Annotated in this window: 11 protein-coding genes; 2 read left to right on the top strand and 9 right to left on the bottom strand. The window is 63.3% G+C overall.

Annotated elements, in window-relative coordinates; translation table 11 throughout:
* Nucleotides 1-225 precede the first annotated feature (225 nt).
* Both B0E42_RS31075 and B0E42_RS09970 read right to left on the bottom strand, forming a co-directional pair.
* A complete protein-coding gene (locus B0E42_RS31075; protein ID WP_168188504.1) occupies nucleotides 226-366 on the bottom strand; it encodes a hypothetical protein in 141 nt (46 codons plus the stop codon).
* Nucleotides 367-850: 484 nt separating this feature from the next.
* Complete coding sequence (locus tag B0E42_RS09970) at nucleotides 851-1,087, bottom strand: YdcH family protein (protein WP_018604789.1); 237 nt, start codon at nucleotides 1,085-1,087, stop codon at nucleotides 851-853.
* Nucleotides 1,088-1,304: 217 nt separating this feature from the next.
* On the opposite strand from B0E42_RS09970, the gene B0E42_RS09965 reads away from it, so the two are divergent.
* Entirely contained in the window at nucleotides 1,305-1,826 is a 522-nt protein-coding gene (locus tag B0E42_RS09965) for a DUF4142 domain-containing protein (RefSeq protein ID WP_018604791.1), read from the top strand.
* A gap of 184 nt (nucleotides 1,827-2,010) precedes the next feature.
* On the opposite strand, the gene B0E42_RS09960 is transcribed toward B0E42_RS09965, so the two are convergent.
* The 7 genes from B0E42_RS09960 to B0E42_RS09930 all read right to left on the bottom strand — a co-directional run bounded on the left by B0E42_RS09960 (nucleotide 2,011) and on the right by B0E42_RS09930 (nucleotide 11,624).
* Complete coding sequence (locus B0E42_RS09960) at nucleotides 2,011-2,208, bottom strand: hypothetical protein (protein ID WP_018604793.1); 198 nt, start codon at nucleotides 2,206-2,208, stop codon at nucleotides 2,011-2,013.
* Nucleotides 2,209-2,304: 96 nt separating this feature from the next.
* Complete coding sequence (locus B0E42_RS09955) at nucleotides 2,305-4,416, bottom strand: ATP-binding protein (protein WP_074849640.1); 2,112 nt, start codon at nucleotides 4,414-4,416, stop codon at nucleotides 2,305-2,307.
* 325 nt (nucleotides 4,417-4,741) lie between these two features.
* Nucleotides 4,742-7,840 carry an error-prone DNA polymerase gene (locus tag B0E42_RS09950; protein ID WP_218191454.1) on the bottom strand — a complete coding sequence of 1,033 codons (3,099 nt, stop codon included), beginning with the start codon at nucleotides 7,838-7,840 and terminating at the stop codon, nucleotides 4,742-4,744.
* Nucleotides 7,816-9,237, bottom strand: a complete 1,422-nt coding sequence (locus tag B0E42_RS09945; protein WP_018604799.1) for a DNA polymerase Y family protein — start codon at nucleotides 9,235-9,237, stop codon at nucleotides 7,816-7,818. The genes B0E42_RS09950 and B0E42_RS09945 overlap by 25 nt, the downstream gene beginning before the upstream one ends.
* Before the next feature lie 7 nt (nucleotides 9,238-9,244).
* Nucleotides 9,245-9,877, bottom strand: coding sequence for a translesion DNA synthesis-associated protein ImuA (imuA, locus tag B0E42_RS09940; protein WP_053178786.1), 633 nt, complete (start codon nucleotides 9,875-9,877; stop codon nucleotides 9,245-9,247).
* Nucleotides 9,877-10,494, bottom strand: a complete 618-nt coding sequence (gene lexA, locus B0E42_RS09935) for a transcriptional repressor LexA (protein WP_077506297.1) — start codon at nucleotides 10,492-10,494, stop codon at nucleotides 9,877-9,879. Before lexA ends, imuA begins: the two co-directional genes overlap by 1 nt.
* A gap of 245 nt (nucleotides 10,495-10,739) precedes the next feature.
* Nucleotides 10,740-11,624: a LysR family transcriptional regulator gene (locus B0E42_RS09930; protein ID WP_014338655.1), complete on the bottom strand. Its 885-nt coding sequence runs from the start codon at nucleotides 11,622-11,624 to the stop codon at nucleotides 10,740-10,742.
* Nucleotides 11,625-11,754: 130 nt separating this feature from the next.
* On the opposite strand from B0E42_RS09930, the gene B0E42_RS09925 reads away from it, so the two are divergent.
* Entirely contained in the window at nucleotides 11,755-13,398 is a 1,644-nt protein-coding gene (locus B0E42_RS09925; protein ID WP_077506296.1) for a GMC family oxidoreductase, read from the top strand.
* Nucleotides 13,399-13,526 lie beyond the last annotated feature (128 nt).

Raw genomic sequence — 13,526 nt, 5'->3', positions numbered from 1 at the left:
TACACAGCTCCTACGGCCCAGCGGGAGCAAGCTCCTATCAAACAAAACGCAAGCACTTGATTTTCTAAAACAAATTCCAGGTCAAGGCTGCACGATAGCGAACAGGTTCAATTTCCACGGAAAATGTGGTTGCCCAGAATCTATGGCCAACTATCAGACCGCCTTCGCGAGCAAGCTCGCTCCCACAATTGGACCGGAGTACGACCGGACGAGCCAGGTCGGCTACTAGGCCGCCTCGGCGTGGACGTTGATCTCGGGCGCCCCGTTAACCACGCTGGCCGAACGCAGGCATTGCGCAGTGGGTATCCCGGCATGGATGCCGGGATAGCCGCGCTGGGCCATGGATGGCCCTTCGCGGCGGCCCACGGAGCAATGCCGGAGTGAGGGCATGCCGAGCCTAAGCGAGGCACCAAGTGGTGGGGCAAAAGCGTTTTGCTTACTTTTGCGCTTCTCAAAAGTGAGCCGCCGTCAGGGCGGAACCCTAAGTGGCCGTTACCGCAGCGATGGATATGTACTCGGCCATAATCCTGGCCAGCTGTCAGACTGACTTCGTGAGCAAGCTCCTACCCAAAAACTCAGGTATCTGATCGTCTAAATAGATTCCAAGGCGCAGGTTACACGGTGACGAAAGGGTTCACTCTCCTATACGTGGTCACAGCATGCTGTGCCAACAACGACTCCACGCCGATACCGTGCGGACCACTCTCCCTCTCGGGTGCGAACACGCCAGTGATAACTACGGCCTCTGTCCTGCGCGCACCTCCTATCTTAGGCCGAATAATTGTTTGCTGCGCGACAGCGCAGCGTCGAAGATGCGGCGGGGGCTCCCTCGCCACAAAAGCCCTTCGCACTACCTCTGCATGTGGGCCACGATCTCGTCCTTGACCAGTAATCGCTTCTTCTTGAGCGTCTCCAAAGCATCGTCGGACAACGCGCCGGAGGACGGTTTCTCGGCTTCGACCACCTCGGCATCAAGTTGGGAGTATTTTTGAAGTAACGAGTCGAGCCTTGGATTCTCGCTGCGTTTTTGCTGGATGTGGTCTTTTGTGCATTTGAGATCCTGGCACAAATCGTGGGACACCGGCATGGAACACCTCCTTCGATGGGTCGGTGGCAGACGCCCTTGCGGCGCCCGTCGATTATCAGGATGGCCTCCTCGACAGGGTTCTGTCGACCGCCAATCCGACCAGCGGTGACCGTTCGTCGTACCGGATCGCTTGGCGATCAAACCTTTGCCGGTGCCTCGCCCTCCATTGAGCAGAGACGACAAGAATCGCTCGTTCAACGTGTGTGGAGACTTACCTATGGACAGATTCACCCTGCGTCAACTCGGCCTGGCAGTTGCCCTGAGTACCAGCATGGGCATGGCATGGGCCGCGACTTCCAACGACTTTGTCGACAACGCGGCGGCCGGTGGCATTGCAGAAATCGAGACCAGCAAACTGGCCTTGGAAAAAAGCCAATCGGCGGACATCAAGGAATTCGCCAACAAGATGATCACCGACCACACCAAGGCCAACGAAGAGCTGAAAGCCCTGGCGCAAAAACATGACATCGAAGTACCCGACGACACCACGTTGATGAAAAAAGCCAAGGCGAAGATTCTCGACGTGCGCGATGAGTCTTTTGATGCGGCCTACGCCAACAACCAGGTCAAGGCCCACGAAGAAACCATCGCCCTGTTCAAGAAAGAAGCCGAAACCGTTACCGACGACAAGAAGGCTGGCAATACCGAACTCAAGGCGTTCGCCCAGAAGATGCTGCCGGAACTGCAACATCACCTGGAAGCCGCCAAGAAACTTCAGGCTGCGCATCCAAGCAAGTAGAGCGAGGCACGAAAAAAGCCCGGCGCCTCCGTTGGAAGGGAAGCGCCGTTTTTTCGAAGCCCTCCCTGTGGGAGCGAGCTTGCTCGCGATAGCGGTGGTCCAGTCACAGGGATATCGAATTTGCCACAGTCATCGCGAGCAAGCTCGCTCCCACAATGAATCGGTGTCGCACAGCCGTCATGGGCTAGCCACCATCGGTGTCGATATCAGCGTCAGTATCCTCGCCAGATTTCGGCCGATCCGGTTCAGGCTTGAAGCCGGGGCTGAAGGTGTTGTCATTGTCCCTATGACGATTCTTCTGATCGACCTCCGTGGCGGCGCTCTGGGCCTGGTCCGTTCCGGCAGGGCGCAGTGGTTGGGTGGTTGCGGGATCGTCGTTCATAGGCACCTCGTTCATGGCAGGGCCGGATGGATGACCGGTCTCGAACATTCGAAAGTGACGCGACGGCATCGGTTCCATTTGTTTGCAGTGCCGCGATCAGCCGCCCAGCACACTCCTCACCATCCGGGTCAGCGCGTCCGGGCCGTAGGGTTTGCTCAACAAATGGGTATCGGGGCTCAACTGATGGTTGCGGGAGATGATGTCCCGGGTGTGCCCCGAGGTGAACAGCACCGGGACCGGTGGGTTCTGCACCTTGGCCCAGGCGGCGAGGTCGGAACTCTTGATCAGGCCGGGCATGACGACGTCGGTGAAGATCAGGTCCACCGAGATGCCTTCCAGCAGCAGCCTCATCGCCTCATCGCCGTTGGCGGCCGTGAGGGTCCGATAGCCAGACTGCTCCAGCAGTTCCACCGACGCGCTGCGCACCTCGTCGTTGTCCTCCACCACCAGGATCGTCTCTTGCCGGCCGGACTGAAGCGCGTCGTGTTGCTCGGTTTCGCCCGCTTCGGGCGCAAGGCTTCGAGGAAAATACATCCGTACCCGCGTGCCCTCGCCCAGGTCGCTGGAGATCTCGATATGGCCGCCACTCTGCTTGACGAACCCGAACACCATGCTCAATCCAAGCCCAGTGCCCTGGCCATCGGTCTTGGTGGTGAAAAACGGTTCGAACACCTGCTTCAGGATCTCGGGCGGCATGCCGGCACCGCAGTCGATCACCGACAGCCGGACATAGTCGCCGGCCGAGATCCCCTTGCCGGCACAGAACGCTTCATCGAGCCCGATGTTCTCCCCGATCAGGCGGATGATGCCCTCGCCGCCCATGGCATCGCGGGCATTGATCGCCAGGTTCAACAGGGCGTTTTCCAATTGATTGCGATCGACGTGGATGCACCAGGGCTCCTGGGGCAGGCTCACTTCAATCTGGATGGTTTCACCCAAGGCCCGTTGCAACAGCTCACCCATACCCTCGTAGATACGTCGTGGGTTGTAGACCGCCGGTGACAATGGCTGGCGCCGGGCAAAAGCCAGCAGTTGCGATGACAACTTGGCCCCTCGCTCCACGGCTTCGATGGAGGCACTGACCCGCCGTTGCACGTTGACGTTGTCCCGCTCGTGGCGGGCCAGCAAGTGCAGGTTGCCGGCAATCACTTGCAGCAGGTTGTTGAAGTCATGGGCCACGCCACCCGTGAGACCGCCAATGGCCTCGAGCTTTTGCGACTGACGCAACTGCTCTTCTGCCGCCAGCCGCGCCTGCACCTCGTCGGCGACCCGCTGTTCCAGGTCGCGGGTGAATTTGAGCAGCGAAGCTTCGGCTGTCTTGCGTTCATTGATGTCAATCAGCACACCTGGAAAACGCAGGGGCTTGCCCGTGGCATCGAATTCGCAGCGACCGCTGGCCAGCACCCACAGGTCATCACCGCCTATGCGGCGCACCCGATATTCAGCGCTGTAGGGGATGCCCGTACGCACGGTCAGTTCGATCCGCTGGTTGACCTCTTCAAGGTCATCCGCGTGGATGCGCTGGCGGGCGATTTCGATGGGCAGTGCGTCCAGCGAACAGTCTGGCGGGTAGTTGAAGGTACGGGCGAAACGCTCATCGCCCGACAGCGTGTCGGCTTGGATGTCCCAGACGAACGATCCCAGCAATGGTCCGGCCGAGAGGGCCAGCTGGATGCGTTCATTGACGGCTCGGTAACTGCGTTCGGCCTCTTGCCGGGCACGCTCGGTCAACACGAGCTCGGTGGTTTCCACCACAATCGCCAGCACGCCCGCCGGGGACTGGTCGTCATCGGGCACCGGGCTGTAATAGAGGTCCATCCACACATCTTCAGGCTTGCCATCGCGCAGCAGGACCAACTCTTTGCTGCGGTAGGACAAGGTGCCGCCGGCCAGGCAGACGTCCAGCACATGCCGATTGAATTCGGCGACCTCCGGCCAGCCCAACTCCACCGCGCACCCCAGCAGGTAAGGATGGCGGCCACCGGCGAACTCGGCATAGGCATCGTTGTAGATCATGAAGCCCTGGCGGCCCCACAACATCACCATCGGCAGGGGCGAAGCCAGCAACAACTGAACGGCACTGCGCAGGCTGGCGGACCAGTGCTCGATGGCGCCCAACTCGGTCCGGCTCCAATCGAACGCCCGGATACGCCCGGCCATTTCACCGCCCCATCCAGGGCACCCGTGATTCTGGGATAGAAACTGCATGGTCGATTCTGAACCTCAAAATGCCTGCTGGGAGTCGGCATACACAAATCCCTTGCGATCAGAGCTTCGAGCGCTGGGTTGGCGTTTGGTTTCATGTGAGGGTGCTGTTTGGATCGAGGACATGATTCCTGTGGCAAAAGTAAATATCTGTGGCGAGGGGATTTATCCCCGCTGGGTTGCGCAGCAACCCCCTGCGTCCTGTCTGACACATCACAGTGGCTGATGAATCATGGGGTTGCTTCGCAACCCAGCGGGGATAAATCCCCTCGCCACGTAATTCCGTTGCCGCAGAAATCGTGTCTCCAGCCTAAAACAACGTGCGGATTCAGCGGAAATCACGGCTCTGCACCTGGATCCCCGCCAACAACTCGGTCAGGTCGCTCAGGCGCCCGGCGATCAGGTGGCGGACCTCGCCGACGCTTTCCCAGCGCCCGTCGACCTTGAGCAATTGCGAGCCCACCAGGGTCTTGCGCTGGCGCTCGGCCAGGTCGCGCCAGACCACCACGTTGAGGTTGCCGAATTCATCTTCCAGGGTCACAAAGGTCACGCCACTGGCCGTGCCCGGGCGTTGGCGGCCGGTGACCAGCCCGGCGACGCTGACGTTGCGGCCATGCTCCACATCCTGCAACTCCCGTGAACTGCGGCAGCGCCGGGCGCGCAGTTCGGGACGCAGCAGGGCCAGCGGATGAGGGCCCAGTGTCGTGCCGAGCGTGGTGTAATCGGCAAACAGGTTTTCCCCCAGCGTGGGTTTTGGCAGGGCCACAGGCGGTTCCTCCTGGCAGGGCAAACCAGCGAACAAGCCCAGTTGCTTCTGCACCCCGGCCACCTCCCAGCGGGCACGATGGCGATCACCGGCCAAGCCCTGCAAGGCACCGGCATCGGCCAGTTGCGCCTGGGCCCGGGCATCGAGTTGCGCGCGCTCGCCCAAGTCAGCCACGTCGCTGAAGGGCCGATGCCGGCGGGCCGCTTCGATACGGCGGGCATCCTCTTCGCGAAAGCCCTTGACCATGCGCAGCCCCATGCGGATCGCCGGTTGCCGACCGTCCATGGGCTCGAGGCTGCAATCCCAATCGCTGGCGCGCACGTCCACCGGACGGATCGACAGTTGATGCCGGCGGGCATCCTGGAGGATCTGGTCCGGGCTGTAGAACCCCATGGGCCAACTGTTGATCAGGGCACAGGCGAACGCCGCCGGTTCGTGGCATTTGAGCCAACTGCTGGCGTAGGTCAGCAAGGCGAAACTGGCGGCGTGGGATTCCGGGAAACCGTAATTGCCGAAGCCTTTGATCTGTTCGAAGATTTGCGCGGCAAACTCAGCGGTGTAGCCGTTTTTCTTCATCCCCTGCGCCAGGCGTTCCCGATGGGGTTCCAACCCACCGTGACGTTTCCAGGCCGCCATGGAGCGACGCAATTGGTCTGCTTCACCCGGGGTGTAATCGGCCGCGACGATGGCGATCTGCATGACCTGTTCCTGGAACAAGGGAACACCCAGGGTGCGGTTGAGCACTTCCTTCAACGCTTCAGAGGGATAAGTCACCGCCTCTTCTTTGTTTCTGCGGCGCAGGTACGGATGCACCATCCCACCCTGGATTGGCCCGGGCCGCACGATCGCCACTTCGATGACCAAATCGTAGAACGTCTTGGGTCTCAGCCGAGGCAACATCGACATCTGCGCCCGGGACTCGATCTGGAACACACCGATGGTGTCGGCGCGGCTGATCATTTCGTAGGTCGCCCGATCATCCTTGGGCAGCGACGCCAGGGCGTAGCGCTGGCCCCGGTAGTGCTCGATCAAATCGAAACAGCGACGAATCGCACTGAGCATGCCCAGGGCCAGGATGTCCACCTTGAGTAACCCGACCGCGTCCAGGTCGTCCTTGTCCCACTGAATGATGGTGCGTTCGGCCATGGCGGCGTTTTCCACCGGCACCAGGGTGTCCAGGGGCTGCTCGGAAATCACGAAGCCGCCAGGGTGCTGGGACAAATGCCGGGGAAAACCGATCAATTGCCGGGTCAGGCTCAGGACCCGGCGCAACACCGGGCTGTCCGGGTCGAAGCCGCCTTCACGCAAGCGCTCCACTGGCGACGCCTCGTCGCTCCAGCGGCCACAGCAATCGGCCAGGGCGTTGATCTGGTCCGGCGGCAGGCCCAGGGCCTTGGCCACATCGCGCACCGCCCCGGCGCCGTGGTAACTGCTGACCACCGCCGTCAATGCCGCACGATGACGGCCATAGCGCTGGAACACGTACTGCAGCACTTCCTCGCGACGCTCATGTTCAAAGTCGACGTCGATGTCCGGCGGCTCGTTGCGCTCCCGGGACAGGAAGCGTTCGAACAGCAGGCTGGTAAGGCTGGGGTCGATTTCGGTGATGCCCAAGGCGTAGCACACCGCCGAGTTGGCCGCCGAACCGCGCCCCTGGCAAAGGATATGGCGGCTGCGGGCGAAGCTGACGATGTCCTGTACGGTGAGGAAATAGCTGTCATAACCCAGCTCGGCGATCAGGCTCAGTTCCTTGTCGATCTGTGCCCGCACTTTGTCTGTCACGCCAGCCTTCCACCGCTCGCACATGCCACGCTCGGTCAGTTCCCGCAGCCAGGACGCCGGATCATGCCCCTCGGGCACCAGCTCGCGGGGGTATTGGTAACGCAGTTGGCCAAGATCGAAGGTACAGCGCCGGGCGATGTTCAGGGTTTCGTCGAGCAAGGCCCGCGGGTAGAGATCGGCCAGATCCTTGCGGCTGCGCAAGTGGCGCTCGCCGTTGGGGTGCAGGCGCTGGCCAGCCTCGGCCACCGTGACGTGGTGGCGGATGGCGGTCATGGTGTCCTGCAAGGCACGACGACCACGCACGTGCATGTGCACATCGCCACTGGCCACGGCGGGAAGATTCAAGCGCTCGGCCAGCGCCAACGAGTCTGCCAACCGGCGGCGGTCGTCCTGCCCACAATGCAACTGGACCGCCAGCCACAGGCGCCCGGCAAAGATCGACTGGAGCCAACGGCCATGTTCCTCAGCGTCGTTGCCCTCGGCTATCCACAACGCCAGCAGCCCCGACAAGGGCTGGTCGAAGTCCTCTCGCACGATGCGATAGTGGCCCTTCTCGCTGCGACGCCGGGCGCGGGTGATCAGCCGGCACAAGGCTTGATAGCCTTCCAGGTCTTCCACCAGCAACACCAGTTTCGGGCCGTTCTCGACCTGGATTTCGCTGCCGACGATCAGTTGCAACTCCAGTTCCTTGGCCGCCTGCCAGGCCCGGACGATTCCGGCCAAGGTGCATTCGTCGGTGATCGCCAGGGCCTGGTAGCCCTCTTGCCTGGCCCGACGACACAACTCCAGGGCACTGGAGGCGCCACGTTGGAAACTGAAGTTCGACAGGCAATGCAGCTCGGCATACTCAACGCTCATGCGAACCAGCCCTGCAGCCACAGCGGCCCGCCCTCGCCCACCGTTCGATAGGCCCAGCCACGTTGTCCGCTGCGGGTTTCGATCAGGTAGTAGTCGCGGCGTACGTCGGCACCGTCCCACCAGCCGGTCTCGATGCGCTCCGGGCCCATGAGGACTCGCGCCTGGCTGTCCTGCAGTACCTGGGCCTCATTCAGCAACCAGCCGGGACGCTGCACGCCAGCGCGCACCGGGCCGGCCTGGGGCCGGGGTTGGGGCGTCATTTGCCAGGCGCATTCAGGTCGATGGTCATCGCGAAACCCCAGGCCCTGCACCGCGTCATCCCCCAGCCGCGCCCGCAGCCGTTCGCGCAGTTGCTCCCAAGGCAAGGACTGTTGCGGGCGCTCGTCGAACAGCTCCAGGCGCTGGGGCACGAAACTCGGCAGGTCCTCGGCACACAAACGAAAACCCCGCACCGGGGCCGCGACCTGCACCTGTTCCAAGCGACCGCGGGCCAGTTCGAAGAGCATCGCTGGGTCCCGTTCGGCGCTGAGCAGGCCGACCTTGATCACGGTATCCGGCAACCCGGCGTGCTCCAGGTGCAGGTCGAAACGCTGCACGCCGCTGTCGCGTCCGCACAGGAAGGCCGACAAGTCACCGGTCAGCCGGCGCAACGGAAACAGCAGCGCCTGATGGGACTGAACGTCGTAGTTAAGTTCGATGCGCACATCGAAACGGTCTGGCGGCAGGTAGAACGACAGCGCCAGGGTGCGACTGCCCGTCAGCGCGTCGAGGTGCTTGAGCACCTGGGCCTCGAAGCGCCGTGCCAGGGTCTGCCGGGGCAAGGCCTGGACCTGGCTCAGGCGGCGCAGGCCCATGCGCGACAGCGCCGTGGCGACCTCGGGTTCCAGGCCGATCCGCTCCACGGGCATGTCTCCCAGGCATTGCTGCAAAGTCTCGGCGTCGGGCACCACCAGGGCGTCGTAGGCATTGGCCAACACCCGCGCCGCCACCGGATTGGGAGCGGCGACGATGCGATGGCGAAAGCCCAGCTCGGTCAGCTCGGCCCGCAAGCGCGCCTCGAACACCGGCCAGGGGCCAAACAGGCCCAGGCTCGACTCGATCTCGAACAGCAGCGTACGCGGGTAATGCACGCTGACCTGGGAGCTGAAACGGTAGGCCCAGGCTGCCAGGAACTGTTGCCAATATTCGATTTGCGCCGCGTCGTATTCGGCGGTGGCAAAGCCTTTGCTCAAGGCCTGGGCGGCGGTCATGGTCTGGCCGGGGCGCAAGCCCAGGGCTCGTGCCGGCGCATTCACCGCTTGCAGCACCCGACGCTGGGCCGGACCGGTCAGCAATGCCAGGGGCTGCTCGGGATCGGGGCGCTGACGCAGCGCGGCGTCCAGCGCCAATTGCGGGAAGAGAATACAGACCCAGCGCATCGCAACCTCAATGCCCGGTTTGTGGGGCGAGCGTGGCAAAGGCAATCGGCGCCGAACGAGCCAACCCGCCGCGGCACTTGAGCACGCGCAATTGCGCCGGCCGGGTATCGATGGCGATGCGCAGCGCCGCCGGCGACGGGTTGATGGCCTCCTGGATCGAGCGCCAGGCGAACGCCAGGGTCTGGCCGGTTTCCGCCGCCACTTGCAAGCGACGCAAGGCCCGGTCGTCCGCCTGGCGGGGCCAGCACAGGACCGCGCCACAACTGCCAGAACGCAAGCATTGTTCGGTGGCCCACAGGGCATCGCGCTCATCGGCGCGGATCACCGACAACTGACGCAGGTCGACGCCAGCGTTCTGCCAGGCCTGGGGATAGGGCACGAACGGTGGCGCCACCAGCACGATCCGCTCCCCCGCCGCCGCCAGCCGCGCCAGGGTCGGCCACACCAGTTGCAACTCGCCGACGCCCGGCGCGGCGATGAGCAGTTCCGTCAACGCCGACTCCGGCCAGCCACCACTGGGCAACGCCGCGTCCAATGCCGCATGACCGGTGGGTTGCGGGCTGGCGGCTGGCGGCGCAGGCCGGCCCTTCCAGACCTGGCCGCCGTTGAACAGCGTGTCCAGCGCAACGACAGCGCCCATCAGCCTTGCCTCACCAAGCCACAGAACACCCCTTCTATCGCCAGGTCCTGGTCGGCCTCGACGATGATCGGTTGGTAGGCCGGGTTGCGCGGCAACAAGCGCACCCGCTCGCCAATGCGCTCGAAGCGCTTGATGGTGACTTCGCCATCCAAACGCGCCACGACAATCTGGCCGTTGGAGGCCTGGGGTGTGCGCTGCACGCCCACCAGGTCACCGTCGAGAATGCCGTCCTCGATCATCGAATCGCCCTGGACCCGCAGCAGGTAATCCGGCGTCTTGGTAAAAATCGCCGGGTCCAGCATCAGGCGACTGTGGACCTCGGCATCGGCGCCGATCGGCAACCCGGCGGCCACTCGCCCCAGCACCGGCACGTCCAGCAGCTCGGGTCGTGGTGGCTGGTTCAGCAAGCGAATGCCCCGGGCCTGGTGCGGATTGACCTCGATGAAACCGGCTTCGGTCAGCGCCAGCACATGCTTGCGCGCCACACTGCGGGAGGCAAAACCGAACGCCTCGCTGATTTCAGCGAGGCTGGGAGGCTGGCCCTGATCGGCGATGCGTTCGCGGATGAAAGTCAGGATGGCGGTACGGCGGGGAGTGAGAGTCGTCATGGAGTACATTTGTACTCTTCCGGGGTTTTTCTGACAAGCGCCACCAGTCAGTTCACAGCGGGGATAACCCCCCTCACCACAGGCTCATCGTTTTCTTGGCCAACAGCATTCACAGGAGGAACGCATTCATAGGGGTTCTGTGGGAGCAAGGCTTGCCCGCGATAAAGAACACACGGTTTATCTGGTACCGAGTCGCCTGCTTCGCGGGCAAGCCTTGCTCCCACAGAGCGGCTGGCCACAGGGGCATTGCGTGCTCAGGGGAGTAACAGCCCCTGCTCCCGTTCGCACAACTGCACCACGTAATCCCACAACACCCGCAAGCGTACGGATTTATGCAGTTCGCGGCGGGTGCTGATCCAGTAGCTGCGGCGGATGGTCTCGTCCGGAAGCAACCGCACCAATGTCGGGTCGCCGCTGGCCATGTAGCACGGCAGCACAGCGATCCCCAGGCCTGAGCGCGCGGCCTGTTGCTGGGCGATGACGCTGGTGCTGTGGAACACCACCCTGGGGTTGCGGCAAAAGCTGTTGAGGAACATCAGTTCCTGGCTGAACAGCAGGTCGTCGACATAACCGATCCAGGCATGGCGGGCCAGGTCCTCGCGGCTGCGCAGCGCCGGCGAGCGGTCCAGGTAGGCCTGGCTGGCGTACAGCGCCAGGCTGTAGTCGGTGAGTTTGCGGGTGACCAGCAGGTCGGCCGCCGGGCGTTCGAGGTGGATGCTGATTTCCGCCTCACGGTTGAGGATGCTGACAAAGCGCGGCACCGCCACCAGTTCCACCTCCAGCCCCGGATAGCGCTGGAACAGCCCGTCCATGCGGCTGGCGAGGAACATGATGCCCAGCCCTTCGGTCACTCCCAGGCGGATCTTGCCCAGGGGCGCACTGGACTGGGTGATGTCCTCCTGGGCCAGCAACGCCACGTTCTCCATGGCTTCGGCGTGCTTGAGCAGCGTCTCGCCGGCCGGGGTCAGTTCATAACCCTGGGCATGCTGGACAAACAGCGCGGTGCCGAGGCTTTTCTCGATGGCCTCGATGTGCCGGGCCACCGTGGCGTGGGTGGTGTTCAGGCGTCGTGCAGCCGTCAGCAGACGCCCGCTGCGTTGCAGCTCGAGGAAATAACGCAGGTCATTCCAGTCGAACATGAGGCGATCCTTGAACGCGCCTGAAGGCATGACTGTTTATAAACGCACAGCCGCTGCGCAAAAACTAACATTCTTTTGACGAAAACTAACAACTAGGATGGATCCCACAAAAACAAGAATGAGGTCGCGAATGCAACCTGTCGTCGATGAATACGATTACGTGATCGTGGGCGCCGGCCCTGCCGGATGCCTGCTGGCCAATCGGCTGTCGGCCAATCCGCAACACCGGGTGCTGCTGCTCGAAGCCGGCGGGCGCGACAACTATCCGTGGATTCACATCCCGGTCGGCTACCTGTTCTGCATCGGCAACCCACGCACCGACTGGTGCTTCAAGACCGAAGCACAACCAGGCCTGCAAGGCCGCGCCCTGAGCTACCCCCGCGGCAAGGTCCTGGGGGGCTGCTCCTCCATCAACGGCATGATCTACATGCGCGGCCAGGCGACGGACTACGACGGCTGGGCCGCCGAGGGCAATGCTGGCTGGGCCTGGAACGACGTGCTGCCGCTGTTCCGCCAGAGTGAAAACCACTTTGCCGGCGCGTCCGAATTCCACGGCGCCGGCGGCGAATGGCGGGTCGAACGCCAGCGCCTGTCATGGCCGATTCTCGATGCCTTTCGCAGTGCCGCCGAACAGAGCGGCATCCCCAACGTCGACGACTTCAACAGCGGCGACAACGAAGGCTGCGGTTACTTCCAGGTCAACCAGAAAGCCGGGGTGCGCTGGAACGCGGCCAAGGCGTTTCTCAAGCCGGTTCGCCACCGCGCCAACCTCACGGTGCTGACCGACGTCGAGGTCGACCGCGTGTTGCTGCGTGACGACCGCGCCCACGCCATCAGCGCACGCTGGCAAGGCAAGGGCATGACCTTCAAGGCCCGCAAGGAAATTGTCCTGTGCGCCGGGGCAGTGGGTTCGCCGGGGATCCTGCAACGCTCCGGGATCGGCCCGCGCAGCCTGCTGCAACGCCTGGGCATCGGCGTGACCCATGAACTGCCCGGGGTCGGCGGCAACCTGCAAGACCACCTGCAACTGCGGCTGATCTACCAGTTGGAAAACGCCCGCACCCTGAACCAGATCGCCGGCACCCTGTGGGGCAAGATGGGCATGGGCCTGCGCTACCTGTACGACCGCAGCGGCCCGCTGTCCATGGCCCCCAGCCAACTCGGCGCATTCGCCCGCTCGGGCCCGGAGCAGGCCTCGGCCAACCTCGAATACCACGTACAACCGTTGTCCCTGGAACGCTTCGGCGAACCGCTGCACAGCTTCCCGGCGTTCACCGCATCGGTCTGCGACCTGCGCCCGCAAAGCCGTGGCCGGGTGGACATTCGTTCGGCCGACCCGCACGAAGCGCCGCTGATCCAACCCAACTACCTGAGCCACCCCGAAGACTTGCGGATCGCCGCCGACGCCATCCGCCTGACCCGACGCATCGTCGCGGCCCCGGCCCTGAGCGCGTTCAAACCGGTGGAATACCTGCCGGGCCCCAGCCTGCAAACCGAAGAGGAACTGCACCAGGCCGCCGCCCGGATTGGCACGACGATTTTCCACCCGGTCGGCACGTGCCGCATGGGCCAGGATCAAGACGCGGTGGTGGATGCGCAACTGCGTGTCCATGGCATCAAGGGCCTGCGCATCGCCGACGCCTCGATCATGCCGCGCATCACCTCGGGCAACACCTGCTCGCCGACGTTGATGATTGCCGAGAAGGCGGCGCAGATGATGCTTGAGGCAGACACCCGAATTACCACGCTGCAAAAGGAGCCCGCCACGGTATAGAAAACAACAGAGTCCCCCTGTGGGAGCGAGCCTGCTCGCGAAAGCGGTGTGCCAGTCGACATCATCGTTAGCTGACACACCGCTTTCGCGAGCAAGCCCGCTCCCACAGGGGAAATGTGTAAGCAAAG

Origin of the sequence: Pseudomonas sp. A25(2017), from assembly GCF_002001065.1 — a bacterium.
Classification (GTDB): Bacteria; Pseudomonadota; Gammaproteobacteria; order Pseudomonadales; family Pseudomonadaceae; genus Aquipseudomonas; species Aquipseudomonas kilonensis.
Note: the sequence above shows the minus strand (reverse complement) of the source record. Positions and strands in the feature narration are given on the sequence as shown.